This window comes from Nonomuraea sp. NPDC003804 (genome assembly GCF_040610675.1).
Taxonomy (GTDB): Bacteria; Actinomycetota; Actinomycetes; order Streptosporangiales; family Streptosporangiaceae; genus Nonomuraea.
Window position 1 is genome coordinate 30,444 of sequence record NZ_JBEXMT010000011.1, and the last position, 24,197, is coordinate 54,640.

Consider the following 24,197-nt stretch of genomic DNA (forward strand, 5'->3'; position numbering starts at 1 on the left):
TCTCCTCCTTGAGATTGCCCCGACTTGCCTTCTCATATGTCGAGACGGCAGTATCGGTGTATGGACAACTCTAGCGGAGTCGGCGTACTGGACAAGGCCGTTCTCGTGCTCAACGCCCTCGAAGCGGGCCCGGCCTCGCTCGCCCAGCTCGTGCAGGCCACGGGACTGGCCCGTCCCACGGCGCATCGGCTGGCCGTCGCGCTGGAGCATCACCGGATCGTCTCCCGCGACACGCAGGGCCGTTTCGTCCTCGGCCCGCGACTGTCGGAGTTGTCCACCGCGGCCGGCGAGGACCGGCTCCTCGCGGTCGCCTCGCCCGTCCTGACCCAGCTCAGGGACCTGACGGGCGAGAGCGCGCAGCTGTACCGCCGCCAGGGAGACGAGCGTGTCTGCGTCGCGGCGGCCGAGCGCACCAGCGGCCTGCGCGACACCGTCCCCGTGGGCTCGGCGTTGCCGATGACGGCGGGGTCCGCCGCGCAGATCCTGCTGGCCTGGGAGGAGCCCGACCGGCTGCACAGGGGCCTGCGCGGGGCCAAGTTCACCGCCGCGACCCTCGCCTCCGTACGGCGGCGCGGCTGGGCCCACAGCGTCGGCGAGCGTGAGCAGGGCGTCGCCAGCGTCTCGGCGGCCATCAGGGGCACGGGCGGCAAGGTGGTCGCGGCCGTCTCGGTATCCGGACCGATCGAGCGCCTGACCCGCACGCCCGGCAGGCTGCACGCGGTGCCGGTCATGGCCGCCGCCGAACGGATCACCGAGGCGATGCGCCGGGCCAACTGACCGCGCGTGCCGTACGGGATGACCGGTGTGGGAGCGGTTGGACGCGCTCCCACGCGCTCCGTCCCCCCGTTTCGCGACTTTTCGTGATCGGCGCTCCGTCGATTTCGTGGGCCGACCGCAGCCGGAGCGCACTAGCCTGAGTGGGTGACAGATCGCATCGAGCTAGCCGCCGATGAGCTGCGTCCCCTGCTCGAAGAGTTCATCGTGTGGGCACGGGAACACGCCCCGGCCAGCGACCCCGACCTGGTCGGCCCTGCCGCGCTGTGGCACCGGCTGTCCGCTTCCGACGACGTCGCCCGGTGGCGCCGCGCCGACCTCAGGACGGTGTTGCTCGACCGCATGCCCAAGGTCGTCGAGGATCCGGACGAGGCGGCCGACGGGATGATCGGCGCGGTGCGCGCCTATCTGACCTTCCTGTCGGACACCGACAAGCTGGCCAAGGGCTCCGACTCCCTCGATGATCTGCTCGACGAGCTCGACGATCTGGAGGACGACTTCGTCGAGGCCATGGAGGACCTCATCGACGACGACGAGGACGTGCGCGAGGAGACCGGCGACCTCGGCGACTTCGAGCCCTTCGCCGACGACCTGGCCGACCTGCCCACGATCCGGCTGCGCCCCGACGCCGAGCTCGCCGCCGCGGCGCGGGCCGTCCCGCTCATCGCCAAGGCCCGCGACCTCGCGGTCTGGGTCGGCGACGCGCGCGAGGTGGGCGAGGACAGCCTGCTGTCCGACGCCGAGGTGGAGGAGGCGCTGGCCGTCATCGGCCTGCCCAGGCCGGCGACCGAGGGCTCGCTGTCCAAGGCCGTCCCCCAGCTGTGGAACATCTGGAACCTCGCGGTCGACCTGGAGTTCCTCGAACCCGACGGCGACGACACCGTCAGCGTCGACGACGACACCGCCGAGTGGCCCTTCGACGACGACGAGGACGTGCTCGACGCCTGGATGCTCGGCCTCCACTCCGTCGACTACGGCGACCCCGAGCTGGAGGACGACGACCTCACGATGGCGCTCGGCGGCCTCAGCCGCGGGCTGCTGGTCCGCCTGCTGCTGGGCGGCGGCTCGCGCGGGCTGGCCGCGCTGCGTGAGGAGCTCGCCGAGGCCGCCGCCGACATCGACGAGCTCGGCGCCGACGCCTGGGCCGCCGCCCGCGACCACTACGGCGACCCGCTGGCGCCGGTGCTCGACTGGCTCGTCGGGTACGGCATGCTCACCGTCACCGGCGACGAGGTCACGCTCACTCCCCTCGGCACCGAGGGCGTCGTGCACCTGGTCGACGACGCCGACATCGAGCTCGACGCCCGCCCGGCGATCGACGCGATGACCGCCCTCGAACTGCTGGCCTTCAGCGCCGAGCTGCCCGAGGACGAGGCCGACGCGGAGTTCGCGGCGTGGATGGAGCTGCGCGAGCCGGGCGAGGCCGCCCGCGAGCTGCTGGAGGCGGCCGGCGAGGACGACACCGACGCGCTGATCAGGGTCCAGGCGGCGAGCGTGGTCGGCACGCTCGGCGAGGACGCGATCCCGGCCTGGCAGGCGGCGCTGAAGGAGCCCTCGCTGCGCCCGTACGCGGCCACCCACCTGACGCAGCTGGAGGTGGAAGGCGCTCCCGAGCCCACCCAGGACGACACCCACTGGCTCATCCTGGACATGTGGACGATCTCCGCCGGTCTCGGGCGGGCGGAGTTCGTGAGCAGCCTGCGTGACATCGGGCCCGACCTGCTCAACAACCTGCTCGAGGTGATCTGGAAGATCCCGCACGCGCATGTGGAGGAGCTGCTGGAGCTGATCTCGCAGGTCCACCCGGACAAGCATGTGGCGAAGGCGGCCAAGCGAGCGCTCTTCAAGGCCCGTTCGACCTCCTGACCCTGCGCAGCCCCCCGCCGGTGCCCGGCGGGGGGCTTGCGCGTCTCCGGGCGGAGGATCACCTGCCTGGTCGCGGCGGCGAGGTGGCCGTGGCGACCGGTGGGGTCCGGGTGAGGGCCGGGTGCGGCCGGCGGGCCTTCACCCCTCCTTCAGGCGGGTGTGCGCCTCGGCCCAGTCCGCCGGCCGCTCGGCGGTCCAGAACTTGAACGTGGAGCCCGCCATCCGGTCGCGGTAGGCGCCGATGATGCTGCGGTGCGGCTGGCTGCGGGCGAAGGTGGACAGGGCCTCGTCGGACGTCCAGGCCGACAGGGTCCAGAACGTCCGGCGCAGGGGGGCGGCCTTCAGCGTGGCGCCGACCGCGCCGGGGCTCCGCCGGGCCTGCAGCAGGATGCGCATCGACTGGAACAGGAAGCCGGGCACGTGCCACAGGCTGCGCAGTTCGAAGCGCGACGCCATGACCTGCACGGGCTGGTCGTGGGCCGCGGCGGGGCCGGGAATCCACGGGGTGATGATCGCCATTCGGCACCTCCTGATTAGATAGTGACACTCTCCATTATTGGATAGCTTCACTATCTAGTCAACTGGCGGTTTCCCGTAACGAACGCGGAGGATTCTCGCCATGGTCGCGGGCACGCCGCCGTCACTAGCGTCGGCGCATGCTCACAGCCGTCTTGACCGCGCTCTTCCTCGCCGCCCCGCCACCAGCCGTGGACATCACCCCCGCCCAGGTCGACGCCTACGTCGCCGATTACCAGGAGAGGACGGGCCTGCCGGGGGTGGCGGTCGCGATCACCCGGGGATCCAAGGTCGTCCACGCCACCGGGTACGGCAGGACCGCCTCGGGCACCCCGTTGACCGCCGACACCCCCATGGCCGTCGCCTCGGTGAGCAAGTCGTTCACCTCGCTCGCCGTCATGCAGCTGGTGGAGAAGGGCACGATCCGGCTCGACCAGCCGGTGCGCGGCTACCTGCCCGAGTTCACGATGGCCGATCCACGAGCCGCGCGGATCACCGTTCGCCAGCTGCTGAACCAGACCTCGGGCATGGCCGACACCACCTTCCGCGAGAAGAGCCTGCCCCAGCCGGACTCCCTCCAGGGCGCCGTGGCGCGACTGAAGGACGCCCGGCTCGCCACCGCGCCCGGCACCGCCTTCAGCTACCACAACACCAACTACCAGGTGGCCGCGCGGCTGGTCGAGGTGGTCAGCGGGGAGCCGTTCGCGGCCTACCTCAAGACCCACGTGTTCACCCCCCTCGGCATGAGCCACAGCAGCACGATCGACACCGAGCGCGACATGCCGGACAGCGCGCGCGGCCACCTCACCGTCCTCGGGCAGGCGGTCGCCGTGCCCGAGCCGCCCGGCTTCGGCAACGGCTCCGGCGGCGTGATCAGCACGGCGAACGACATGGCCAGATGGCTGATCGCGCAACGCTCCGGGATCGTCTCGCCCGCGAGCACGGCGGAGCTGCGCACGCCGTCCCGGCAGAACGACACCTACGCGCTGGGCTGGTCGATCGGTAGGACCCCGCGCGGAAACCCGGTGATCGGGCACAGCGGCGAGCTGTTCACCTCGACCGCCGAGCAACTGCTCATGCCGGAGTCCGGCTACGGCATCGCGGTCATGGCCAACACCGGCATGGCCTTCGGCGACAGCTCCGCCCTCCTCGACGGTCTCGTCGCCATGATCGAGGGCGGCACCCCCGAGCCGCCGTCGGACCCTTACCTGGTCACCGACCTGGTGTTCCTGCTGCTGACGCTGGTGACCGTCGCCCTGGCGGCGCGCGGCCTGGCCCGCTCGCGGCGGTGGGCGGCCCGCCGTACGGGATGGGGGCGGTTGTGGGTGCTGCCGCTCCTGGCGCCCCTGGCGCTGTGCGCGGCGGCGGCGCCCGTCTTCAGGTTCCTGGCCCGGGGGCGCGACGCCATGTGGATCCAGGTGTTCTACCTGTACCCCACGTTCATGCTCTGGCTGGTGACGGCCGCCGCCGCGGGCGTGGTGGTGACGGCCGTGCGGCTCAGCCGTTGAGGTAGCGGAGGATGGCCAGGACCCTGCGGCTGTAGCCGGGCGTCGGCGCGAGCCCGAGCTTGTCGAAGACGGCGTTGACGTGCTTCTCGACCGTGCTCTGCGACACGTGCAACCGCTCGGCGATCGCGGTGTTCACCATGCCGGTGGCCAGGTGTTCGAGCACGGCCCGCTCGCGGGGGGACAGTGTGCCGAGCGGCGCGGCCGCCAGCAGCCGCCGGACGACGTCGGGGTCGAACACCGTGCCGCCCGACCCGACCCGCTCGACCGAGTCGAGGAACTCGGCCACCTCCGAGACCCTGTCCTTCAGCAGGTAGCCGAGGCCCTCCGAGGGCCCGGCCAGCAGCCGTGCCGCCGAGGCCTGCTCGACGTACTGCGAGAGCACGAGCACGCCCACCTCCGGCCACCTGACGCGGATCTCCAGCGCCGCCCTCAGCCCCTCGTCGGTGTGGGAGGGCGGCATGCGCACGTCGATCACCGCCACGTCGGGCCGGTGCTCGGCCACGGCGGCCATGAGCGCGTCAGCGTCGCCCACCGCGGCCGTCACCTCGTGTCCGGCGTCCTGCAGGAGCCGGGCCAGCCCTTCCCTGAGCAGCACGGAGTCGTCGGCGAGGATCAGGCGCACGGCAGCCTCGCCGTCACCGTGGTCGGGCCGCCCGGCGGGCTGTCGACGGCGAAGCTGCCGTCCAGCGCGCGCACCCGCCGCTCCAGCCCCGACAGACCACCGCCCGGTACGGCGCCGCCCCTGCCGTCATCGGTGATCGTCACGGCCACCTCCCCCTCCCGTGCGCGCACCTCGACCACGATCAGGCCTGCCTCCGCGTGCTTGTTCGCGTTCGTGACGGCCTCCCTGGCCACGAAGTAGACGGCGGTCTCGATCTCCGGCGCCGGCCGCCCGCCGACCGCGTACGCGACGCGCACCGGTACGGCCGAGCGGTCGGCCACCTCGGTCAGCGCCTCCCGCAGCCCCAGCGTGTCGAGCGCGGTGGGATAGACCCGCCAGGCCACGCTCCGCAACTCGTCGAGCAGTCTCCTGGACTCGACGTAGGCCTCGTCGAGCAGGGCGGGGTCGGCGGTGTGGCGGGCGCGGCCGAGCAGCATCGCCAGGGCCACGCCCCGCTGCTGGACCCCGTCGTGCAGGTCGCGCTCGATCCGCCTGCGCTCCTCGTCGACCGCGCGGACGATGCCGGAGCGGGAGACGGTCAGCTCCGCGATCCGGCGGGTCATGGCCTCGTTCGGATCGGGGCCGAGGAAGCGGTCGGCGAGGTGGCGCTCGACACCGATCACCGCGGCGCTCCAGGCGCCGGTCAGCGCCAGGACGATCGCGCCGAGGACGAGCCCGTAGGCCCAGCTGCTGCCGATCAGGCGGAGGCCGGGGAACTCCAGCGGCAGCAGGTCCGCCTCCCCTGACGCCAGCTGGGCGGCGCCGCCGTACAGGAGGAGGGCGGCGACGAACGCCCCCATGGCGGCCAGGTAGCCGCCCAGCAGGCCGGTCAGGCCGCGCAGCGCCAGGTAGGCGCGGCCGCCCCGGGCACCGCCCGCGTGGTGGTCGTACCAGGCGGCCAGGCGGGCCCGCTCCAGCCGCACGAGGGTGGCGGTGACCGTGCGGGCGCGGCGCTCCCCCGCCACCCAGGCGAGGCCGCACCAGCCGAGCCCGGCCAGCCCGGTGGGAACGCCTGCGATCAGGCCGATCGCGCGCCGGGAAAGCGTCGTGGCCGATCGTCGCATGAGGCGGAGTCTAGCCAGGGCCGGCGATCCACCCGGAAAACGAAGAAACCCGGATGCCAGCGGACATCCGGGTTTCTGCCGATGTAGTCCCGACCGGATTCGAACCGGCGCTACCGCCTTGAGAGGGCGGCGTCCTGGGCCACTAGACGACGGGACCGAAGCGGCTTGCGACAGTGGTAGTCCCGACCGGATTCGAACCGGCGCTACCGCCTTGAGAGGGCGGCGTCCTGGGCCACTAGACGACGGGACCCTGTCCACAAGCGATGTGCCGGGTCTCCCCGGCAACGGATGTAACTGTACCGCACCTCGTGGAGCACAGCCAAACTGACGGCCTACCCACCAGGCATGTCGCGGAAACGCAAAAACGGATGTCCATGTGCGGACATCCGTTTGCAGAGCTGGGGTACCAGGACTCGAACCTAGAATAACTGAACCAGAATCAGTCGTGTTGCCAATTACACCATACCCCACCGCGCTCACGTTTCCCTGTCGGGATCCGCTCGCTGGCGACTCCGAAAGAATAGCCCAGGTAGGGGCACAAGGCCAAAACGATTGCTCAACCAGCGCGTCCGCGGCTCGCTCGTGCCAAGCTGAAGAGGACAAAACACCACGTGGAGGAGCCCTAGCGTTGGCTGAGAACCCGTTCTTCGCCCCCAGCAGCCTGCCCTACCAGCTGCCCCGGTTCGAGGAGATCAGCGAGGAGCACTACCTGCCGGCCTTCGAGCGCGGCATGGCCGACCACCTGGCCGAGGTCGACGCGATCGCGAACAACCCCGAAGCGCCCACCTTCGACAACACCATCGCGGCGCTCGAACGCTCGGGACAGATCCTCAACAGGACCGCGACCGTCTTCTTCAGCATCGCCGCGTCCAACTCGACCGACGGCATCATGGCCATCGAGACCGAGGTCTCCCCTCGGCTGACCAAGCACAGCGACGAGGTCAGGCTCAACCGCGCCCTGTGGGAGCGGATCAAACGGGTCACCACCGAGGACGCCGAGGAGGCGTGGCTGCTGGAGAAGTACCGTGAGGACTTCATCCGCGCCGGCGCCGACCTGGGCGAGCAGGAGCAGGCCAGGCTGAGGGAGCTCAACGAGGAGCTGTCCAGGCTCTCCACCGAGTTCTCGCAGAACCTGCTCAAGGCCTCCACCGAAGAAGCCCTGGTCGTGACGGACCCCAAGGAGCTCGACGGCTTCGACGAGGCCCAGATCGCGGCGATCCGCCAGGAGGACGGCCGCTACGTCCTGCCGCTGCTCAACTTCACCAACCAGCCGGGGCTCGCCCAGCTGACCGACAGGGAGACCAGGCGCAGGCTCTACACGCTCAGCGTGGAGCGGGCCCGGCCCAACCTGGAGCTGGCCGTCAGGATGGCGACCCTGCGCGCCGAGCGCGCCGCCCTGCTCGGCTTCCCCTCCCACGCCGCCTACGTCGTGGCCGACCAGACGGCCAAGACCGTCGAGGCGGTCGAGGAGATGCTCGGCCAGCTCGTCGGGCCGGCCGTCCGCAACGCCAGGAAGGAGGCGGAGGCGCTGGCCGAGCAGGCCGGGTTCGAGATCGAGCCGTGGGACTGGTCGTTCTACGCCGAGAGGGTGCGCAAGGCGCGCTACGACTTCGACGCCGACGCGATGCGGCCCTACTTCGAGCTCAACAGGGTCTTCAGGGACGGCGTCTTCCACGCCGCGACCCAGCTGTACGGCGTGACCTTCACCGAGCGGCCCGACCTCAAGGGCTACCACGAGGACATGACGATCTTCGAGGTGTTCAACGAGGACGGCTCGCCGCTCGGCCTGTTCGCGCTCGACCCCTACGCCAGGGCCACCAAGCGCGGCGGCGCGTGGATGAACAACCTCGTCGACCAGTCGTACCTGTTCGGCGACAAGCCGGTGGTGATGAACAACCTCAACATCACCAAGCCCGCGAGCGGCCCGACCCTGCTCACCTACGACGAGGTCAACACCGCCTTCCACGAGTTCGGCCACGCCCTGCACGGCCTGTTCTCCGAGGTGCGCTACCCCCGGGTGTCGGGCACCAACGTGCCCCGCGACTTCGTGGAGTACCCCTCGCAGGTCAACGAGATGTGGACGACCTGGCCGGAGATCCTCGCCAACTACGCCAAGCACCACGAGACCGGCGAGCCCATGCCCGCCGAGCTGGTGGAGAAGATGAAGGCGGCGGAGAAGTTCAACCAGGGCTTCATGACGGTCGAGTACCTGGCCGCCACGCTGCTCGACTGGGCATGGCACAGGCTCGCGCCGGGCGAGAGCGTGGCGGACGCCGAGGCGTTCGAGGCGGCCGCGCTGGAGGCGGCCCAGATCGCCTTCCCGCTGGTCAGGCCGCGCTACCGGACCAACTACTTCGCCCACATCTTCGCCGGCGGCTACAGCGCCGGCTACTACTCCTACATCTGGAGCGAGGTGCTCGACGCCGAGAGCGTGGAGTGGTTCAAGGAGAACGGCGGGCTCGCCAGGGAGAACGGCGACCACTTCCGCAAGGAGCTGCTGTCGCGTGGTGGCGGGATGGACCCGCTGACCGCCTTCCGCAACTTCCGCGGGCGCGACCCGCGCATCGAGCCGCTGCTCAAGCGCCGCGGTCTCGACTAGCAGCCGCCGCCCCCGGTCCCGGCCGGGCGGCCGCCGCTCACGCGTTGCCGGCCCGCGCCGGCGGGCGGCTCCTGCTCACGGGTCGCCGACCCGGCCGGAGCCCGTCAGCTCCGCGATGGTCGCCCTGAGCCAGTCGCGCTCGGCCGTGCCGGTGGCTCGGGCGATCAGCAGCATGCCGCGATGGAACGGGTCGGGGGTCTCCTCGGCCCGTAGCGGCCTGCCGTCCTCGTAGAAGAAGCTCGTCGGCCTGTCCAGGAAGGCCAGACGCCTGCGCAGCACCTCGGCCTGGAGTGAAGGGTCCTCCAGCGCCGACAGGAACGTCAGCAGCGCGAAGAAGCGCGTCTGGTCGCTGATGTCCAGCTCGGCCGGTTCCCGCAGCCGCCGCATCAGCTCCTCCCGCCCTTCGGCGGTGATGGTGAGCACCTGCCTGCGCGCCGCGGCCGCGCCCTCCTCCTCGTGCCGTTCCAGCAGCCCCTTGCTCTCCATCCGCGCGATGGCCGGGTAGAGCGCGCCGTCACTGACCGGGCGCAGGTGCCCGGTGAGCGCGGCCAGCCGCGACTTGAGCTCGTAGCCGTGCATCGGCCGCTGGTTGAGGAATCCCAGGATCATCAGCGTCAGATCCCCGCCACTTGCCATGGGCGCATCGTATCGCTATACCTCTAAACGAGATATAGCGAATCGAGGTAAGTCGTGATCCGTCTGGCCCTGCCCATCTACGTGGAGTTGCTCACCGCGGTCGTCGCGGTGAGCGTCATCGACCTGCTCTGGGTCTCCAGCCTCGGCGACGCCGCCGTGGCGGCGGTGACCGTGGCGACCACCACCGAGTACTTCGCCTACGGGCTGATCATGTCCCTCGTCACCGGCGTCACCGTGCTGGTCGGCCGCAGGGACGGCAAGGCTCCCATCGCGCCGCTGATCAGGTCGGGCTGGCGGCTGTGGCTGGTGGGTTCGGCCGCGGTCGCGGTTCCCGGCCTGCTGCTGCGCGAGCCGCTGGCGCGACTGCTCACCGCCGACGCCGCCTCGGCCGCGCTGACCGCCGACTTCTTCCTGATCTCGATGGCGGGCCTGCCGATCTACTTCGCGCAGTCGCTGGCCGACGGCGTGGTCAAGGGGCTCGGCAACACCAGGATCCCGATGCGCAACGCGCTGATCTGCAACGCGCTGGTCATCGTGCTCGACCCGGTGTTCATCTACGGCGCGGGCATGGGCGTCCAGGGCGCCGCGCTGGCCACCGTGCTCGCGCGCGCCATCACGCTGGCGGTCTCCCTGCGGACGCTCGCGAAGATGGCGCCCCGCGACGCCGGGGGCGGTGAAGGCGCCTGGGAGATCCTCAGGACCGGCCTGCCGATCTCAGCGGACTTCCTGGCCCGCGCCCTGGTCGGGCTGCTCCTCATCGAGATCGTCGCCCGTTTCGGCGTCGCCGCGCAGGCCGGGTACGGCATCGGCATGAAGATCATGCTGGCGGGTGTGATGGCGTTCTACGCCCTGCGGCAGGCCGCCATGATCCGTACGGCCCGCTCGGAGGCGACCGGCTCGCCGCTCGTGACGGGACTGGCCTGCGGCGCGCTGGTGGCGCTGGTGCTCAACGCCGTCGCCGAGCCCGCCGCGGCTCTCTTCACCGACGACTCCGCCGCCGCCGTCAGCTTCCTGCGCTGGATGACGCTCTACCTGGTGCCCTTCGGCGGCCTCATCGCGGCCGGCGGGGTGGCCCAGGCGAGCGGAAGGGGCAGCCGACTGCTCGCCGCCACGCTGGCGGGCTTCGCCGTACAGCTGCCCCTCGCCTATCTGCTGAGCTCGTGGCTCGGTGTCACCGGGGTCTGGCTCGCGATGGCGGCCGGGACCACGCTCAGCCTCGCAGTCGCGCCAGTGCGGCGCGCAGGCGCTCGCGCGAGCGCTCCCGCCCCAGCACCTCGATCGACTCGAACAGCGGCAGGCCCACCGTCCGGCCGGTGATCGCCACGCGCACCGGGGCCTGGGTCTTGCTGAGCTTGAGCCCGCCCAGGGCGACGCCGACGTCCTCCAGCGCCTCCTTGAGCGACTCGGGATCCCAGTTGACCGTCTCCAGCCGCTCCAGGTAGGCCTCGATGATCTCGGGGGCGTTCGCCTTCATCGCCTTGTCCCACGAGGCATGGTCGAAGACCGGCTCCTCGACGAACAGGAACTCCACGTTCGACCTGATCTCCGACAGCACGGCGATGCGGGTCTGGGCCAGCACGGCGACCTTGCTGAACAGCTCGGCGTCCCACGAGGGGTCGAGGTACGGCAGGCAGCGCTCCTCGAAGGTCTCCAGCGGCAGGGCCCGGATGTACTCGCCGTTGAAGGCCCGCAGCTTCTTCTCGTCGAAGAAGGCGCTGGCGGAGTTGACGTCCTCCAGGCGGAACCTGGGCATCATGTCGGCCCACGGCATGATCTCGCGGTCCTCGCCGGTGCCCCAGCCGAGCAGCATGAGGTAGTTGACCATCGCCTCGGCGAGGTAGCCCTCCTCGCGGTAGGACTCCAGCGCCACCTTGTCGCGCCGCTTCGACAGCTTCTTACGCTGCTCGTTGACGATCACCGGCAGGTGCGCCCACACCGGCGGCCTGGCGCCGAGCGCGGGCCACAGCAGCATCTGCTTGGCGGCGTTGCCCAGGTGCTCCTCCCCCCGCACGACGTGGGTGATGTTCTGGGTGATGTCGTCGACCGCGTTGGCGATGACGTAGAGCGGCGAGCCGTCGGTGCGCGCGATGACGAAGTCCTCCTGCGCGCTGTTGGGGAACTCCACCCGGCCGCGGATGACGTCGTCGACGACCGTGACGCCCTCGTCGGGCGTGCGGAAGCGGACCGCGCCCGAGGTCAGGCCACGCTCACGGCAGAAGCCGTCGTAGCCCTTGTGCTCGGAGCCCGTGCGCGCGACCAGGTCCTCGCGGGTGCAGTCGCAGTAGTAGGCCCTGCCGTCGGCCAGCAGCTTGGCGACGGCCTCCCGGTGCTGCGGCTCGAAGGCCGACTGGAAGTAGGGGCCCTCGAAGACCGGGTTGGTGCCGTTGATGCCGATCCAGTCGAGCGCCGAGATGATGCCCTCGGTCCACTCGGGGCGGTTACGCGTGGCGTCGGTGTCCTCGATGCGCAGCACGAACCTGCCGCCGGACTGCTCGGCCAGCGCCCAGTTGAACAGCGCCGTGCGGGCGCCGCCGACGTGGAACATGCCAGTGGGAGACGGGGCGAAGCGCACCCGTACTTCAGTCACGAGAGACCACCTTGTTCGTCAGAGTGCCGATGCCTTCGATGCCGACGCTGACCTCGTCCCCGATCTCGAGCGGGCCCACACCCGCGGGGGTACCGGTCAGGATGACGTCACCGGGAATCAGCGTCATGACCGCGCTGACATAGGCCACCAGCGCGGGGATGTCGTTGATGAGCTGGGAGGTGCGACCGCTCTGCCGGACCTCGCCGTTGACCGTGGTGGTCAGGGCCAGGTCGGCGGGGTCGAGGTCGGTCTGGATCCACGGCCCGATCGGGCAGAAGGTGTCGAACCCCTTCGCCCTGGTGAACTGCACGTCCTTCTTCTGCAGGTCGCGAGCGGTGACATCGTTCGCGCAGGTGTAGCCGAAGATGACGTCCTTGGCGCGCTCGACCGGCACCTCGCGGCAGAGCCTGCCGATCACCACCGCCAGCTCGCCCTCGTAGTCGACCCGTTGCGACTGGGCGGTGGGGTAGGCGATCGCGTCGCCGTGGCCGATGACCGAGGTGGAGGGCTTCATGAAGATGAGCGGCTCCTCGGGCACCTCGTTGCCGAGCTCCTTGGCGTGCTCGGCGTAGTTTCTGCCGATGGCGATGACCTTGCTGGGCAGCATCGGGGCCAGCAGCCGCACATCGGCGAGCGGGTAGCGCTCACCGGTGAACTGGACCTGGTTGAAGGGGTGCCCGGCGATCGCTGAGACGACATCGCCTTCGACCACGCCGAAGACGACCTCGTCGCCTGTGGAGAACCTCGCTATACGCACATGACAAGGCTAGTGCCGTCCACCCGATGCCTCGGCGGCTCCATTAATCGCCAAAACCCCCTTTAAACCGCGAATGGCCAACAATCACCCGGCAACAGGACGAGAGACTCGTTTCCCGAGCGGGGGTGACCGATCGTGGCAGAAGCGATGCCCAGCAACAGCGGCAGCACGACGACCACCGTGCCGCGAGCGAGGACACAGAACGACACCCTCGTCACCGAGCAGGGCAGGACCACCATCGCCGACGGCGTGGTCGCGAAGATCGCCGGACTCGCCGCGCGCGAGGTGGCCGGCGTCCACGACATGGGCGGCGGCGCCGGGCGCGCCATCGGCGCCATGCGCGGCATGGTCGGCGCGGAGCGGAGCGTCACCCAGGGCGTGCAGGTGGAGGTCGGCGAGCGCCAGGCGGCGGTCGACCTCGACCTCATCGTGGAGTACGGCGCGGCCATCCCCGACCTGGCCGGCGCCGTCCGCAGGAACGTGATAGCAGCCATCGAGCGCATGACCGGCCTCGAGGTGACCGAGGTGAACGTCAACGTGAACGACGTCCACCTGCCCGAGTCGGCCAGGCTCCCCGACAGCTCGGGCCAGCGGGAGTCACGAGTCCAATGACCGACGACGGGCTGGCCCACGCCATCGCCGAGCGGGTGCGGAACTGCCCGGGCGTGTCGGCGCTCTCGGGCGGCCCGTACGGCACCGTGGCGACGTACCTTCCCGGCGAGCGGCTGGCCGGCGTGGCCGTCCGCGACGACCAGGTGGAGATCGCCATCGTCGCCAAGGGCGGCCGTCCCCTGTACATCACCGCCGACGAGGTGCGCATGGCCGTCGCGCCGCTGGTCGGCAGCCGCCCCGTCAACGTGGCGATCGACGACCTGGAGGACTGATGAGCACCATCCACGTGCTGCCGATCATCGGCATGGCCGTCGGCATCATCCTCGGCCTCACCGCCGCCTTCGGCGGCCTGAGCGCGTTCTTGCTGGTCCTCGTGCTGGGCGGGCTTGGGCTCCTGATCGGTCGCATGGCCGAGACCGGCGCGATCGACCTGTCGGGCTTCTCCTCGAGGCGACGATGACCACGAGCGCCTCGATCGTCATCCCCGCCCAGCGGGTGCCCGCCGAGCAGCGGGGCCGTACCCGCATCGGCGAGCGGGTCGTCTCCGGAATCGCCCTTCAGGCCGCCGGCGAGGTGGACATGGTGCGCGCGGTCGCCCGCCGGCACGCCCCCGTGGCCCGGGTCGACGGCGACCTGACCATGATCTGGCTGGACGTGGCGCTCGAGTACCCCTCGCTCATCTCCGCCGTGGCCGCGGAGATCAGGGGGCACGTCGCGCGCAGGGTGCTGGAGCTGACCGGCCTCGAGGTGGCGCAGGTCGACGTGCGCGTGACGAGCCTGGAGGTCCGGCCATGACGCTGCCGGCCGTACCGGAGGAGGAGGGGTGGCCGACGGTCCCGCATCCCGCGGCGCCCGGAGCGCAGCCCGTCCCGCCACCCTATCCGGCCGCCGACCGGGCGGCGCGGCACGCGTTCAGGTCGCGCAGGACGATCCCGGCGTCGCTGGCCGCGCTGGCGCTGGCGGCGGTCGGGTTCGTCGCGGCCGTCGAGATCGTCACGACGCTCACCGGGCGGCCGGTGAGCTGGCTCCCGCAGGGTGTCCTGCTGTCGTGGGCGACGACGACGCGATGGGACCAGCCCGCGGTCCTCGCCGGGGCCGCCGTGCTGGTGCTCGTCGGACTCGTGCTGCTAATCCTGGCCCTGCGCGGCGGGCGCGTCCGCACGGTGCCCGTGCACACCGGCGACCCCGACCTCGTCATCGGGCTGCGCCCGAGAGGGTTCGCCGCCGCGCTCGCCCGCGCGGCGGAGGACGTGCCCGGCGTGCACTCGGCCAAGGCCACCGTACGGCGGGGCAGCGTGACCGTCGTCGCCCGCGCCTCGGGCTGGGACGACGCCAGACTGTCGGAGGCCGTGCTGCACGCGGTGACCGCCAGGATCGAGGCGCTCGACCCCATCGCCGACCACCGCGTGTCCGTCTCGATGAAGGAGCGGCGATGACGACGGGGCGCGGCAACCGTACCGGGCTGGCCGTCCTCGGCCTGCTGTTCGTCGTCGGCGGCGGCCTGGCGCTGGCGCGCGGGCTGCGCGTGCTGCCGCAGGACTGGGCGCCGGCGGCCGAGCCGCTGGTCGGCCGGCCGGTCATCGACTTCTTCGCCAGGTACTCGCCGTGGATCTGGTGGGCGCTGGCCGTGCTCGCGGTGATCGTGGCGCTGGTCGGGATGCGCTGGCTGGTGGCGCAGGGCCGTACGGACACGCTGGGAGAGATCAGGGTGGACAGCGGCACGGAGGGCGAGACCACGGTCGCCGCCCAGGCGGTGGCCAAGGCCGCCTCGACCGAGCTGTGCGCGCTGCCGTCGGTGCAGGCGGCCCGCGCGACGCTGGCGGGCGACAGGGACCGGCCCCGGCTGCGGCTGCGCGTGACCGCCGACGACAGGGTGCCGATCAGCGTGCTGCGGCACCAGCTGGCCACGGTGACCGTGCCGCACGTCATGCAGGCGCTGGCGACCGACCTGCTGCCGGCGGTGGCGCGGGTCGACCTGGAACGGCCGGCGCCGCCGAAGCGGGTGGTGAAATGACGAGGCGGGGCCCGCCGGGACCCCGCCTCCGTTCGGTTACAGCATTCGGTTACAGCGGGACGACGTCCTCGGCCTGCAGCCCCTTGGGGCCGCGAGTGGTCTCGAACGAGACCCGCTGGTTCTCCTCGAGCGAGCGGTAGCCGCTGGTGGCGATGGCCGAGTAGTGGACGAAAACGTCCGCGCTACCGTCGTCGGGCGCGATGAACCCGAAGCCCTTCTCGGCGTTGAACCACTTCACGGTGCCTTCAGACAACTGCTTCTCCTTCTGATGAGCCTCGCCACTGTGCGCGAGGCTGCGTTGCGGACCCTACCCCGCATTCCGCGATGTGGCAGACCAAAGTGTGAAGCTCAGCGCCAATGGCGGGCAAAAAGATGACGTATGGGAGGGTGGATCCCATGTCCGTAGTGAAGATCAACGTGCTGTCCGTCCCGGCGGAGATGCGCGAGGAGCTCGAACGCCGCTTCTCCGGGCGGGCCGGGATGGTCGAGTCCTCCGACGGCTTCGAGTGGTTCGAGCTGCTGCGCCCCGTCGAGGGCACCGACACCTACCTCGTCTACACCCGCTGGCGCAGCGAGGAGGACTTCCAGAACTGGCAGTCCAGCAGAGCCTTCGAGGCCGGGCACGCGCAGGCCCAGGCCGACGCGCAGGGGCAGGCGCAGGGCCAGGGCCACGGGCACGGCCAGGGGCAGGGTCACGGTCACGGCCAGGGCCCCGCCGCCACGGGCTCGGAGCTCTGGTCCTTCGAGGTCGTCCAGAGCGCGGGCCCCAAGTCCTAGGGATCTAGCGGTCCAGCGGGTTGGCCGCCACGCGGGCGGCGAACCCGCCGCGCACGAACGTCGCCGCCAGGCTGTCCGGCTTGCGCTCGGCCTGGCTCTCGAAGCAGGCGACGAACTCCTTCGCGAGGCCGAGCCGCGGGTAGCGCGCCAGCACCTCGTCGCGCAGCCCGGCGGGGATGGCCTCGGTGCCGCGCCCGGAGATGTCCATGCTGGTGGACAGTTCGAGCAGGTGCCCTTCGGGGTCCTTCTCGACGTCCACCTCGTCCCACATGTGCCGGACGATCACCTCGGCCGCGCGCTGCCGCCGCTCGACGGGCCAGCCGGCGCCCGCGCCGAACACCCACGCCACGTGCCCTCCCGCCTCCTCGAAGGGCACGGAGTGGTTGTCGAAGGCCTTCGCGAGGCCCAGATCGTGCAGCATCGCCGACACGTAGAGCAGCTCGGCGTCGAAGGAGATGGCACGGTCCCGCGCGTAGGCGGCGGCCCAGACGTAGGCGCGGACGGAGTGGTTGAGCAGCGCCGGCGTATGGAAGGCAGTGGCGACTTCGAGCGACATACGGCAGGCCGTCGTGTCGGGAATCACGATGTTCATGCCGTCACGATAACGATGTCCCATCCCGGCTTGACCAGGTGATCTTATTCCGGACAGCATGTTCCGCCCCCTCGGTTCGTTCCGGAAGGATCTGGCGTGCGCCGCCTCGCTCTCCCCCTTGCCCTCCTGCTCGCCCTTGGAGGGCTGGTCCACCCCGCGAGCGCGGCCGTGAAACGCACCGCCGAGTGCCAGGGCGACTGGCTGCCCGCCACGCCGACCGCCGGTGACGTCATGAAGGGCGAGATCTCCTTCCTCGACCTGCCGCCCGTCAAGATCGGCCAGGACGTCGACTGGCGCACCAACCCCTACCGCAACCGGTCCTGGGGCATGGTGTTCCACTCCCTGCGCTGGATGGGCCGCCTGGTCGCCGAGTACGAGGGCAACGGCGACGCGCGCTATCTCGCCAGGGCCACCGAGATCGCCAAGGACTGGGTCAAGGACAACCCCCGCCGCTCCCCCGCCAGCCCCTACGCGTGGGCCGAGCATCCCATCGCCCTGCGCACCCCGGCCCTGGTGTGCCTGAGCAAGCACGTCGACGCCCCGTGGCTCAAGCAGAGCCTGGTCGAGCACGCCAGGGTCCTGGGCGACGACCGCCTCTACGAGTGGGGCCACAACCACGGCATCGACCAGGACATCGCGCTGCTCGGCATCGGCTGCCGCCTCGGCGACAGGCGCTGGCAGGACCACGCGATCAAGCGGCTGACCAAGACCGTGCGGCTCGACATCGACTCGCAGGGCGCGCTGATGGAGCAGGCCCCCCGCTACGCCATCTACGTCCACGACCGGCTCAAGGTCGCGATGGACAACCTCAAGGACTGCGGTCGCAAGGTGCCGGGCGAGATCGCCGAACGCTGGGGCAGGCTGGGCACCTTCATCATGCACTCCACCAGGCCCAACGGCTACATGGTGCCGATCGGCGACGGCGGCGCCGACCACGAGCCCACCGGCTTCCCCAACCCGTCGGAGAAGGTCAAGGTCTTCAAGGCCGGCTACGCGTACGGCAGGACCGCCTGGAACAAGCCCGAAGCGGCGCACTACTCCATCAGGTTCGGTCCGGGCGCCAAATTCCACGGCCACGAGGACCACCTCGGCCTCACCTACTTCGCCCACGGCAGGGACGTGCTGGTCGACGCGGGCTTCCACTCCTACGAGTCCACCCGCTACAGGTACTGGACCATGTCCCCCGAGGCGCACAACGTCCCGACCGTGGTCGGCGCCCGCTTCCGGCCCAGGACCGCCACCAGGCTGGTGAAGACCTCCTACGACAAGGACAGGCAGCGCTACCAGCTCACCGACAAGGCGTACGGCGTCAGCCGTACCAGGTCGGTGCTCGTCAACCACGACCAGGACGTGATGGCCGTGCTCGACACGGCGGGCGGCGGCAAGAAGGTCAGCAGCATCTGGCGCTTCGACTCGGCGCTCAAGCAGGTCTCCAACGCCGGCGGCAAGGTGGTGCTGGGCGACGGCAAGTTCAAGGTCAGCCTGGTGCAGCTGGCGGACTGCAAGCCGCTCGGCGGGCAGAAGGTCGAGCGGGGCGGCAGCCTCGGCTGGGTGTCGCCGACGTACATGTCCAAGAACCCGGCCACCGCGGTCGTCTCGCCTGCCGCGCGGTCCGTCCTGACGGTGATCGTGCCGGGCACGGACCAGCCCAAGGTGTCGTGCGCAGGGGGGAAGGTGACCGTGCAGGCCGCTGACGGCCCGGTCACCTTCAAGGCCTCGATCTTCTAGCCGTCACCGGCCCACCCGGCATCCCGGCCGAGTCCGGCCGGGGTTGGGCCGGGGTTGGGCCGGGATTCGGCCAGGGTTGGGCCGGGACCGCGGGCCGGGTCCGGCGTCCGGATCCGCCGGCGCCCGCGGGTTCACAACAGCCCGCGGGTTCACAACAGCCCGCGGGTTCGCTACAGCCCGCGGTATTCGCTACAGCTCGCGGCCCGAGCGCAGCAGGCCGAAGGTGACCGCCTGCTCCAGCGCCTGCCAGCTGGCCTCGATGATGTTCTCGTCGACGCCCACGGTCGCCCACTCGCCGCTCTCGTCGCTGGAGGTGATGAGGACGCGGGTGATGGCGCCCGTGCCGTGCGAGCCCTCCAGGATGCGGACCTTGTAGTCGACCAGCTCCAGCTTGGCCAGTTCGGGGTAGAGCTTCTCCAGGGCCAGCCGGACCGCCTTGTCCAGCGCGTTGACCGGGCCGTTGCCCTCGCCGGTGGCGACGATGCGCTCACCCTTGGCGTGGACCTTGACGGTGGCCTCGCTGATCACCTCGCCGCCCTTGGTGCGCTCCACGATCACCCGCCACGACTCGACCTCGAAGTGGCGCCTGCGAGCGCCGTGGACGGTGTCGCGCAGCAGCAGCTCGAAGGAGGCGTCGGCGGCCTCGAAGGTGTAGCCCTTGGCCTCCAGGTCCTTCACCCTGCCCACGAGCGTCTTGGTGGACTCGGGGGTCAGTTCGTAACCCAGCTCACGGCCCTTGAGCTCGACCGAGGCGCGGCCGGCCATGTCGGAGACCAGCATGCGCATGTCGTTGCCGACCAGCGCGGGGTCGATGTGCTGGTAGAGGTTCGGGTCGACCTTGATGGCGCTGGCGTGCAGGCCCGCCTTGTGCGCGAAGGCCGAGGTGCCCACGTAGGGGGCGTGGGAGTTGGGGGTCACGTTGGTGACCTCGGTGATCGCGTGGGCGATGCGGGTCATGTCGGCCAGCGCCGCCGCCGGCACCAGGTCGAACCCGCGCTTGAGCTGCAGGTTGGCCACGACGGTGAAGAGGTTGGCGTTGCCGGAGCGCTCGCCGTAGCCGTTGGCGCAGCCCTGCACGTGCGTGGCGCCCGCCTTGACGGCGGCCAGCGTGTTGGCCACCGCGCAGCCCGTGTCGTCGTGGCAGTGGATGCCGACGCGGGCACCGGTCTGCACGGCCGCGTGCACCACGTCGGCGAGCTCGTCGGGCAGCATGCCGCCGTTGGTGTCGCACAGGGCGATGACGTCGGCCCCGGCCTCGGCGGCGGTCCTCAGCACCTCCAGCGCGTAGGCTGGGTTGGAGTTGTAGCCGTCGAAGAAGTGCTCGGCGTCGAGGAAGACACGCTGACCCTCCGCACGAAGGTGAGAAACCGTGTCGCGGATCATCGCGAGGTTCTCCTGGAGACTCGTACGGAGGGCCAGCTCCACGTGCCGGTCGTGACTCTTGGCGACAAGGGTCACGACCGGCGCGCCGGATTCGCGCAGAGCGGCCACCAATGGGTCGTCGGCTGCCTTCACACCGGCCCGGCGGGTCGCGCCGAACGCGGCTAGCTGCGCGTGGTTCAGGTCGAGCTCGGTTCGAGCGCGCCTGAAGAACTCGGTGTCCTTGGGGTTGGCGCCGGGCCAGCCCCCCTCGATGAAGCCGACGCCCAGCCCGTCCAGGTGACGCGCGACAGCGAGCTTGTCGGCGACGCTGAGGTTCAGGCCCTCCTGCTGTGCGCCATCTCGCAGCGTGGTGTCGTAGACGTGGAAGCGGTCGTCGGCCATCGAGATCTCCTGAGGAAAAGAAAAAGACCCCTCACGGACGTGAGAGGTCTGCGCGCTGGCTCTGTCCTTTGTCAGCCAGCGCGCCTGCCGATAATGAGCAGACCGAAGTACATGGTGCTAGCGAGTCTGCCATACGGACTCACCATCTGGCACATCGATCTCACACTCCGAGACATCAGACCGACGTGCCCTGGTCGTCGAGGGCCGACAGGTCACGGATGGGCCGCCCGTCGAGCAGCAGCGTCGGCGTGCCGTCGATCCTGATCCTGGCGTTGTCCTCGAGGTGCTGGTCGGCGTGCCGCTGCGTGGTCACGCACTCGGCGAACGCCGAGTCGGTCACGCCCGCCTTCCTGCCCGCCTCGACGAGTTCCTCGACCGAGTAGCCCGACGCCTGGCCGTGCGGGGTCGGCTGGATGGCGTACATCTGGGAGCGGAAGGCCAGCCAGCTGGCGGAGGGAACGCAGCGCGCGGCGGCCGCGGCCCTGATGGAGTTCGAGCGCGACGGCTCCTCCCTGAAGATCGTCACGGCGTGGAAGACGACCCTGAGCCTGCCCTCGTCGACCATCTGCTCGATCTTGGCCTCCGAGGTGTCGTGCAGCTGCTTGCAGTAGGGGCAGTCGAAGTCCTCGAACACGTCGAGCACCGGCGCCTCGACGCCCGGCCTGGCCAGCAGCATGGATCCGTCCGCCTGCCGGACGAGCCTGACCTCCGCCGCGGCGCTCCCCTTCGGGAGAGCGGCGATGATCAGCAGTCCCGCCAGGACGGCCAGCGCCACGAAAGCGGCCATCAACCGGGGACGACCCCGCTTCTCCTCCGTCAACTCCACGTATGGCTCCGCCCATAAGATCCGTTTTCGACCGCGTGTCAGCCTATCCCGGTGGGAAGAATGGGCCTCATGAAGGCGTCGTACCTCTCACCCGCCGTCGGGCAGTACATCATGTCCCACTCCACCCCGCCCGACGACCTGCTGGACCAGCTTGCCGCCGAGACCAGGGAAGTCACCGGCAGCCACGCCGGTATGCAGATCTCACCCGACCAAGGTCGCTTCCTCACCATGATCACACAACTCGTGCGGCCGTCCCTGGCCGTGGAGGTCGGCACGTTCACCGGATACTCCTCGCTCTGCATCGCGCGCGGGCTGTCCGGCGGGCGGCTGCGCTGCTTCGACGTGAGCGAGGAGTGGACGTCGATCGCCAGGCGCTACTGGGAGAAGGCCGGGGTCGCCGCACGCATCACGCTCACCATCGGGCCGGCGGCCGACGCGTTGCGTGAGCTGAAGGAGGAGATCGGCCTGGCCTTCATCGACGCCGACAAGGCGCAGTACCCGACGTACTACGAACTGGTGATGGAGCGGCTCGGCCCCGGCGGGGTGATCATGGTGGACAACACGCTGTGGAACGGGTACGTCGCCGACCCGTCCTACGAGGACGCGGCGACGCGGAGCATGCGCGAGTTCAACGACCTGGTCAGGAACGACCCTCGCGTGACGTCGGTGATCCTGCCGGTCGCGGACGGGCTGACGATGATTCGAAAGAATTAGCCAAAAGACAGTCAAGCCTTGGTTACGATCCGTCGTGCGCTGAACACGTTGCGCTCGACCTCCCGGAGGGGATGATGGTCCCATGGCCAAGGTTCTGGAACGACCGACCACAGAGAAGCCGACAATGCAGGAGGCCTACAAACGCGTCTGTGACCTGTTGCCCTACTACCGCGTCGAAGTCGTCGACGGCCGGATCGTGGTGAACGAGGTGCCAACAGGAGTTCACAACGACATCATCTCCAACCTGCTGCTGCAGATCGTCGCCGTGGTCGCCGCCAACGGGTGGAAGCTCTGGACCAATATCAAGGTCTTCCTTGGCCCGCAGGCCGATCGCTACGTTCCCGATCTGACCATCGTCCCGCGCAACCCCCGCATGTGGGGCGCCGACGAGGTCTACGGCGAAGAGACGAAGCTCGTGGTCGAGGTGGTATCCCCCTCCAGCGTCAACGACGACTACGTCGCCAAGCCTCGCGAGTACGCCAAGGCGAAGGTTCCGCTCTACCTGCTCATCGATCCCGATCGGGCCGTCGTTCTCCTGTTCAGCGACCCTGTCGGTGGCCGCTACCAGCAGAAGGTCGAAGTGGCACTGGGCGCGCCCCTCGACCTGCCCGAACCATGGAAGCTCACCATCGACACCGGCCAGCTCTTCGACGCGGACGAGCCGAAAACCGGTTCGCCCGGGTGACCTGGCCCCGTAAGAATGCCCGGCGTGCACCTTGTTCTCGAGACCGAGCGGCTGATCCTGCGCCGCCTCACCCCTGACGACCTCGACAACCTCGTCGAACTCGACAACGACCCCGACGTCATGCGCTTCCTCAACGGCGGCAAGCCCGTCGCCCGCGAGGAGATCAGGGACGTCACACTGCCCAGGCTCCTGGCCTACTACGAGCGGCCCGGCGGCTTCGGCTTCTGGGGGGCCGAGGAGAAGGCCACGGGCGAGTTCATCGGCTGGTTCCACTTCAGGCCGCAGCGGGACGCCCCTCCTGGCGAGATCGAGCTCGGCTACCGGCTGCGGAGGCCGGCGTGGGGCAAGGGCTTCGGCACCGAGGGCTCGCGCGCGCTCATCGAGCGCGGCTTCACCGAACAGGGCGTGGAGCGGGTGACCGCCTTCACGATGTCGGTGAACACCGGATCCAGGCGCGTGATGGAGAAGTCGGGGCTGCGGTTCGTACGGACCTTCTTCCAGGACTGGCCGGAGAGCATCGACGGGTCCGAGGAGGGCGAGGTCGAATACGCCCTGACCAAGGCCGAATGGGAAGCCGGCCGCAATTCCAGCTCGACCCGGTGACCGAAAACAGGCCCGAACAGTTGCGATAAATTTATTTCCGCCTGCTATGCTGAGAAATAGGCGGTGTATTTCTTGTTAGCCTTCCTCGCGGTCGTTCAACTCCCACCGCGAGGAATTTCTCATGTGTTATGACGCCGCCGCCCTTCCCCCCGTGCCCGGCCCCGCCGTCACCCAGGTCGCCGAGGCCGGCCCGCTGACGCTCACCGCCACCGACGGCGCCCTGGTCGGCGCCTATCTCGCCCGTCCCGAACGGCCGTCGGGGGCGGCCGTGCTGGTGCTGCCCGACAACAAGGGCCTGTCCGTCTTTTATGAAACGCTCACCATCCGGCTCGCCGAACAAGGGCATACCGCGCTGGCCATCGACTATTTCGCCCGCACCGCCGGCATCGATTACCGCAGCCGCGGTGCCGAATTCGACGACATGGCCGTTCTCATGCCGCATCTGGTCCGCCTCACCCCCGCGAGCCTCGACGCCGACATCAATGCGGCGGCCGAGCACGTGCGGTCGATCGAGGCCCGGTCGCTCTTCTCGCTCGGTTTCTGTTTCGGCGGGCGCCAGGCCTTCCGTTCCGCCGCCGCGCGGTTCGGGCTGGCGGGCGCCGTCGGCTTCTACGGGTTCCCCGACGCGATCAACGGCGCGCCCGGCCCCACCCAGCTCGCCGCCGACCTGACCGCCCCCATCCTGGCCCTCTGGGGCGGAGCGGACGAGGCCATCCCGCCCGCCACGGTCGACGCCTTCGCCGAGGCCCTGACCACGGCCGGATGCCCGCACGAGTTCGTCACCTACCCCGGCGCGCCGCACGGCTTCTTCGAGCTCGCCGCCCGCGACTTCGCGGACGCGGCGGCCGACGCGTGGCGCCGGACGCTTGACTTCGTCGGCACGCACGCCGGTCTCACCAGCGAAACGTGACGCC

At 70.2% G+C, this 24,197-nt stretch carries 27 protein-coding genes and 3 tRNA genes; 17 read left to right on the forward strand and 13 right to left on the reverse strand.

The window, feature by feature from the left end; genetic code table 11:
* Nucleotides 1–60: 60 nt before the first annotated feature.
* Complete coding sequence (locus tag ABZX22_RS17015; RefSeq protein WP_354909607.1) at nt 61–777, forward strand: IclR family transcriptional regulator; 717 nt, start codon at nt 61–63, stop codon at nt 775–777.
* A 144-nt stretch (nt 778–921) separates the two neighbouring features.
* A complete protein-coding gene (locus ABZX22_RS17020; RefSeq protein WP_354909609.1) occupies nt 922–2,640 on the forward strand; it encodes a hypothetical protein in 1,719 nt (572 codons plus the stop codon).
* A 138-nt stretch (nt 2,641–2,778) separates the two neighbouring features.
* Here the strand turns inward: ABZX22_RS17020 and ABZX22_RS17025 are convergent, their stop codons facing one another.
* Complete coding sequence (locus ABZX22_RS17025; protein ID WP_354909612.1) at nt 2,779–3,159, reverse strand: hypothetical protein; 381 nt, start codon at nt 3,157–3,159, stop codon at nt 2,779–2,781.
* 137 nt (nt 3,160–3,296) lie between these two features.
* Between ABZX22_RS17025 and ABZX22_RS17030 the strand changes: the two genes are divergently transcribed.
* A complete protein-coding gene (locus tag ABZX22_RS17030) occupies nt 3,297–4,664 on the forward strand; it encodes a serine hydrolase domain-containing protein (RefSeq protein ID WP_354909615.1) in 1,368 nt (455 codons plus the stop codon).
* Here ABZX22_RS17030 and ABZX22_RS17035 read toward each other — a convergent pair.
* The 5 genes from ABZX22_RS17035 to ABZX22_RS17055 all read right to left on the reverse strand — a co-directional run bounded on the left by ABZX22_RS17035 (nt 4,654) and on the right by ABZX22_RS17055 (nt 6,859).
* Nucleotides 4,654–5,286: a response regulator transcription factor gene (locus ABZX22_RS17035; protein WP_354909617.1), complete on the reverse strand. Its 633-nt coding sequence runs from the start codon at nt 5,284–5,286 to the stop codon at nt 4,654–4,656. The two genes, ABZX22_RS17030 and ABZX22_RS17035, sit on opposite strands and share 11 nt — an antisense overlap.
* Nucleotides 5,277–6,389, reverse strand: coding sequence for an ATP-binding protein (locus ABZX22_RS17040; protein WP_354909620.1), 1,113 nt, complete (start codon nt 6,387–6,389; stop codon nt 5,277–5,279). Before ABZX22_RS17040 ends, ABZX22_RS17035 begins: the two co-directional genes overlap by 10 nt.
* Nucleotides 6,390–6,473: 84 nt before the next feature.
* Nucleotides 6,474–6,546 (reverse strand) — tRNA-Glu (locus ABZX22_RS17045).
* A gap of 17 nt (nt 6,547–6,563) precedes the next feature.
* A tRNA-Glu gene (locus ABZX22_RS17050) sits at nt 6,564–6,639 on the reverse strand.
* Nucleotides 6,640–6,787: 148 nt separating this feature from the next.
* Nucleotides 6,788–6,859: transfer RNA gene (locus tag ABZX22_RS17055), tRNA-Gln, on the reverse strand.
* Nucleotides 6,860–7,017: 158 nt separating this feature from the next.
* Between ABZX22_RS17055 and ABZX22_RS17060 the strand changes: the two genes are divergently transcribed.
* Entirely contained in the window at nt 7,018–8,988 is a 1,971-nt protein-coding gene (locus ABZX22_RS17060) for a M3 family metallopeptidase (protein ID WP_354909622.1), read from the forward strand.
* A 75-nt stretch (nt 8,989–9,063) separates the two neighbouring features.
* Here ABZX22_RS17060 and ABZX22_RS17065 read toward each other — a convergent pair whose 3' ends face one another.
* Nucleotides 9,064–9,624, reverse strand: a complete 561-nt coding sequence (locus ABZX22_RS17065) for a PadR family transcriptional regulator (protein WP_354909625.1) — start codon at nt 9,622–9,624, stop codon at nt 9,064–9,066.
* Between the two features lie 54 nt (nt 9,625–9,678).
* On the opposite strand from ABZX22_RS17065, the gene ABZX22_RS17070 reads away from it, so the two are divergent.
* Entirely contained in the window at nt 9,679–10,941 is a 1,263-nt protein-coding gene (locus ABZX22_RS17070; protein ID WP_354909628.1) for an MATE family efflux transporter, read from the forward strand.
* Here ABZX22_RS17070 and gltX read toward each other — a convergent pair.
* Both gltX and ABZX22_RS17080 read right to left on the reverse strand, forming a co-directional pair.
* On the reverse strand, nt 10,835–12,211 hold the full coding sequence (gltX, locus tag ABZX22_RS17075) for a glutamate--tRNA ligase (RefSeq protein ID WP_354909630.1): 1,377 nt from the start codon (nt 12,209–12,211) through the stop codon (nt 10,835–10,837). The genes ABZX22_RS17070 and gltX overlap by 107 nt on opposite strands.
* Nucleotides 12,204–12,968 (reverse strand): fumarylacetoacetate hydrolase family protein, encoded by a 765-nt coding sequence (locus tag ABZX22_RS17080; protein WP_354909632.1) that lies wholly within the window; start codon nt 12,966–12,968, stop codon nt 12,204–12,206. Before ABZX22_RS17080 ends, gltX begins: the two co-directional genes overlap by 8 nt.
* A gap of 147 nt (nt 12,969–13,115) precedes the next feature.
* On the opposite strand from ABZX22_RS17080, the gene ABZX22_RS17085 reads away from it, so the two are divergent.
* The 6 genes from ABZX22_RS17085 to ABZX22_RS17110 are packed head-to-tail and all read left to right on the forward strand — an operon-like array spanning nt 13,116 to nt 15,594.
* Entirely contained in the window at nt 13,116–13,580 is a 465-nt protein-coding gene (locus tag ABZX22_RS17085) for an Asp23/Gls24 family envelope stress response protein (protein ID WP_354910057.1), read from the forward strand.
* On the forward strand, nt 13,577–13,852 hold the full coding sequence (locus tag ABZX22_RS17090) for a hypothetical protein (protein WP_354909634.1): 276 nt from the start codon (nt 13,577–13,579) through the stop codon (nt 13,850–13,852). The genes ABZX22_RS17085 and ABZX22_RS17090 overlap by 4 nt, the downstream gene beginning before the upstream one ends.
* On the forward strand, nt 13,852–14,040 hold the full coding sequence (locus ABZX22_RS17095) for a DUF2273 domain-containing protein (RefSeq protein ID WP_354910065.1): 189 nt from the start codon (nt 13,852–13,854) through the stop codon (nt 14,038–14,040). The genes ABZX22_RS17090 and ABZX22_RS17095 overlap by 1 nt, the downstream gene beginning before the upstream one ends.
* The gene (locus tag ABZX22_RS17100) at nt 14,037–14,375 is read left to right on the forward strand and encodes an Asp23/Gls24 family envelope stress response protein (protein ID WP_354909637.1); all 339 of its coding nucleotides are present in this window, start codon (nt 14,037–14,039) and stop codon (nt 14,373–14,375) included. The genes ABZX22_RS17095 and ABZX22_RS17100 overlap by 4 nt, the downstream gene beginning before the upstream one ends.
* The gene (locus tag ABZX22_RS17105; RefSeq protein WP_354909638.1) at nt 14,372–15,016 is read left to right on the forward strand and encodes a DUF6286 domain-containing protein; all 645 of its coding nucleotides are present in this window, start codon (nt 14,372–14,374) and stop codon (nt 15,014–15,016) included. Before ABZX22_RS17100 ends, ABZX22_RS17105 begins: the two co-directional genes overlap by 4 nt.
* Nucleotides 15,013–15,594: a hypothetical protein gene (locus tag ABZX22_RS17110; RefSeq protein ID WP_354909640.1), complete on the forward strand. Its 582-nt coding sequence runs from the start codon at nt 15,013–15,015 to the stop codon at nt 15,592–15,594. Before ABZX22_RS17105 ends, ABZX22_RS17110 begins: the two co-directional genes overlap by 4 nt.
* 49 nt (nt 15,595–15,643) lie before the next feature.
* On the opposite strand, the gene ABZX22_RS17115 is transcribed toward ABZX22_RS17110, so the two are convergent.
* Nucleotides 15,644–15,847, reverse strand: coding sequence for a cold-shock protein (locus ABZX22_RS17115; protein WP_354909641.1), 204 nt, complete (start codon nt 15,845–15,847; stop codon nt 15,644–15,646).
* A gap of 143 nt (nt 15,848–15,990) precedes the next feature.
* On the opposite strand from ABZX22_RS17115, the gene ABZX22_RS17120 reads away from it, so the two are divergent.
* Nucleotides 15,991–16,371, forward strand: coding sequence for an antibiotic biosynthesis monooxygenase (locus ABZX22_RS17120; protein ID WP_354909643.1), 381 nt, complete (start codon nt 15,991–15,993; stop codon nt 16,369–16,371).
* 4 nt (nt 16,372–16,375) lie between these two features.
* On the opposite strand, the gene ABZX22_RS17125 is transcribed toward ABZX22_RS17120, so the two are convergent.
* Nucleotides 16,376–16,963: an HD domain-containing protein gene (locus ABZX22_RS17125; RefSeq protein WP_354909646.1), complete on the reverse strand. Its 588-nt coding sequence runs from the start codon at nt 16,961–16,963 to the stop codon at nt 16,376–16,378.
* Nucleotides 16,964–17,059: 96 nt separating this feature from the next.
* Here ABZX22_RS17125 and ABZX22_RS17130 point away from each other — a divergent pair, with 96 nt between their 5' ends.
* Nucleotides 17,060–18,691, forward strand: a complete 1,632-nt coding sequence (locus tag ABZX22_RS17130; protein ID WP_354909648.1) for a heparinase II/III family protein — start codon at nt 17,060–17,062, stop codon at nt 18,689–18,691.
* 189 nt (nt 18,692–18,880) lie between these two features.
* On the opposite strand, the gene cimA is transcribed toward ABZX22_RS17130, so the two are convergent.
* Together cimA and ABZX22_RS17140 are read right to left on the reverse strand one after the other, a co-directional pair.
* On the reverse strand, nt 18,881–20,455 hold the full coding sequence (cimA, locus tag ABZX22_RS17135; protein ID WP_354909650.1) for a citramalate synthase: 1,575 nt from the start codon (nt 20,453–20,455) through the stop codon (nt 18,881–18,883).
* Between the two features lie 175 nt (nt 20,456–20,630).
* Nucleotides 20,631–21,281: a thioredoxin domain-containing protein gene (locus tag ABZX22_RS17140; protein ID WP_354909652.1), complete on the reverse strand. Its 651-nt coding sequence runs from the start codon at nt 21,279–21,281 to the stop codon at nt 20,631–20,633.
* 69 nt (nt 21,282–21,350) lie between these two features.
* Between ABZX22_RS17140 and ABZX22_RS17145 the strand changes: the two genes are divergently transcribed.
* The 4 genes from ABZX22_RS17145 (at nt 21,351) to ABZX22_RS17160 (ending at nt 24,193) form a co-directional block, all read left to right on the forward strand.
* Nucleotides 21,351–21,995, forward strand: a complete 645-nt coding sequence (locus ABZX22_RS17145; protein ID WP_354909654.1) for an O-methyltransferase — start codon at nt 21,351–21,353, stop codon at nt 21,993–21,995.
* An 82-nt stretch (nt 21,996–22,077) separates the two neighbouring features.
* Nucleotides 22,078–22,680, forward strand: a complete 603-nt coding sequence (locus tag ABZX22_RS17150) for a Uma2 family endonuclease (RefSeq protein WP_354909657.1) — start codon at nt 22,078–22,080, stop codon at nt 22,678–22,680.
* Between the two features lie 15 nt (nt 22,681–22,695).
* Nucleotides 22,696–23,283, forward strand: coding sequence for a GNAT family N-acetyltransferase (locus ABZX22_RS17155; protein ID WP_354909660.1), 588 nt, complete (start codon nt 22,696–22,698; stop codon nt 23,281–23,283).
* Nucleotides 23,284–23,404: 121 nt separating this feature from the next.
* Nucleotides 23,405–24,193, forward strand: coding sequence for a dienelactone hydrolase family protein (locus ABZX22_RS17160; RefSeq protein WP_354909663.1), 789 nt, complete (start codon nt 23,405–23,407; stop codon nt 24,191–24,193).
* Nucleotides 24,194–24,197 lie beyond the last annotated feature (4 nt).

What these genes read in the sequence shown, in the direction of transcription:
- ABZX22_RS17030 (WP_354909615.1), top strand. Translation starts at nt 3,297, where the DNA reads ATGCTCACAGCCGTCTTGACCGCGCTCTTCCTCGCCGCCCCGCCACCA.
- ABZX22_RS17155 (WP_354909660.1), top strand. Translation starts at nt 22,696, where the DNA reads ATGCCCGGCGTGCACCTTGTTCTCGAGACCGAGCGGCTGATCCTGCGC.
- ABZX22_RS17090 (WP_354909634.1), top strand. Translation starts at nt 13,577, where the DNA reads ATGACCGACGACGGGCTGGCCCACGCCATCGCCGAGCGGGTGCGGAAC.
- ABZX22_RS17110 (WP_354909640.1), top strand. Translation starts at nt 15,013, where the DNA reads ATGACGACGGGGCGCGGCAACCGTACCGGGCTGGCCGTCCTCGGCCTG.
- ABZX22_RS17040 (WP_354909620.1), bottom strand. Translation starts at nt 6,389, where the DNA reads ATGCGACGATCGGCCACGACGCTTTCCCGGCGCGCGATCGGCCTGATC.
- ABZX22_RS17125 (WP_354909646.1), bottom strand. Translation starts at nt 16,963, where the DNA reads ATGAACATCGTGATTCCCGACACGACGGCCTGCCGTATGTCGCTCGAA.
- ABZX22_RS17095 (WP_354910065.1), top strand. Translation starts at nt 13,852, where the DNA reads ATGAGCACCATCCACGTGCTGCCGATCATCGGCATGGCCGTCGGCATC.
- ABZX22_RS17085 (WP_354910057.1), top strand. Translation starts at nt 13,116, where the DNA reads ATGCCCAGCAACAGCGGCAGCACGACGACCACCGTGCCGCGAGCGAGG.
- cimA (WP_354909650.1), bottom strand. Translation starts at nt 20,455, where the DNA reads ATGGCCGACGACCGCTTCCACGTCTACGACACCACGCTGCGAGATGGC.
- ABZX22_RS17065 (WP_354909625.1), bottom strand. Translation starts at nt 9,624, where the DNA reads ATGGCAAGTGGCGGGGATCTGACGCTGATGATCCTGGGATTCCTCAAC.
- ABZX22_RS17025 (WP_354909612.1), bottom strand. Translation starts at nt 3,159, where the DNA reads ATGGCGATCATCACCCCGTGGATTCCCGGCCCCGCCGCGGCCCACGAC.
- ABZX22_RS17160 (WP_354909663.1), top strand. Translation starts at nt 23,405, where the DNA reads ATGTGTTATGACGCCGCCGCCCTTCCCCCCGTGCCCGGCCCCGCCGTC.
- ABZX22_RS17105 (WP_354909638.1), top strand. Translation starts at nt 14,372, where the DNA reads ATGACGCTGCCGGCCGTACCGGAGGAGGAGGGGTGGCCGACGGTCCCG.
- ABZX22_RS17015 (WP_354909607.1), top strand. Translation starts at nt 61, where the DNA reads ATGGACAACTCTAGCGGAGTCGGCGTACTGGACAAGGCCGTTCTCGTG.
- ABZX22_RS17120 (WP_354909643.1), top strand. Translation starts at nt 15,991, where the DNA reads ATGTCCGTAGTGAAGATCAACGTGCTGTCCGTCCCGGCGGAGATGCGC.
- ABZX22_RS17145 (WP_354909654.1), top strand. Translation starts at nt 21,351, where the DNA reads ATGAAGGCGTCGTACCTCTCACCCGCCGTCGGGCAGTACATCATGTCC.
- ABZX22_RS17100 (WP_354909637.1), top strand. Translation starts at nt 14,037, where the DNA reads ATGACCACGAGCGCCTCGATCGTCATCCCCGCCCAGCGGGTGCCCGCC.
- ABZX22_RS17150 (WP_354909657.1), top strand. Translation starts at nt 22,078, where the DNA reads ATGGCCAAGGTTCTGGAACGACCGACCACAGAGAAGCCGACAATGCAG.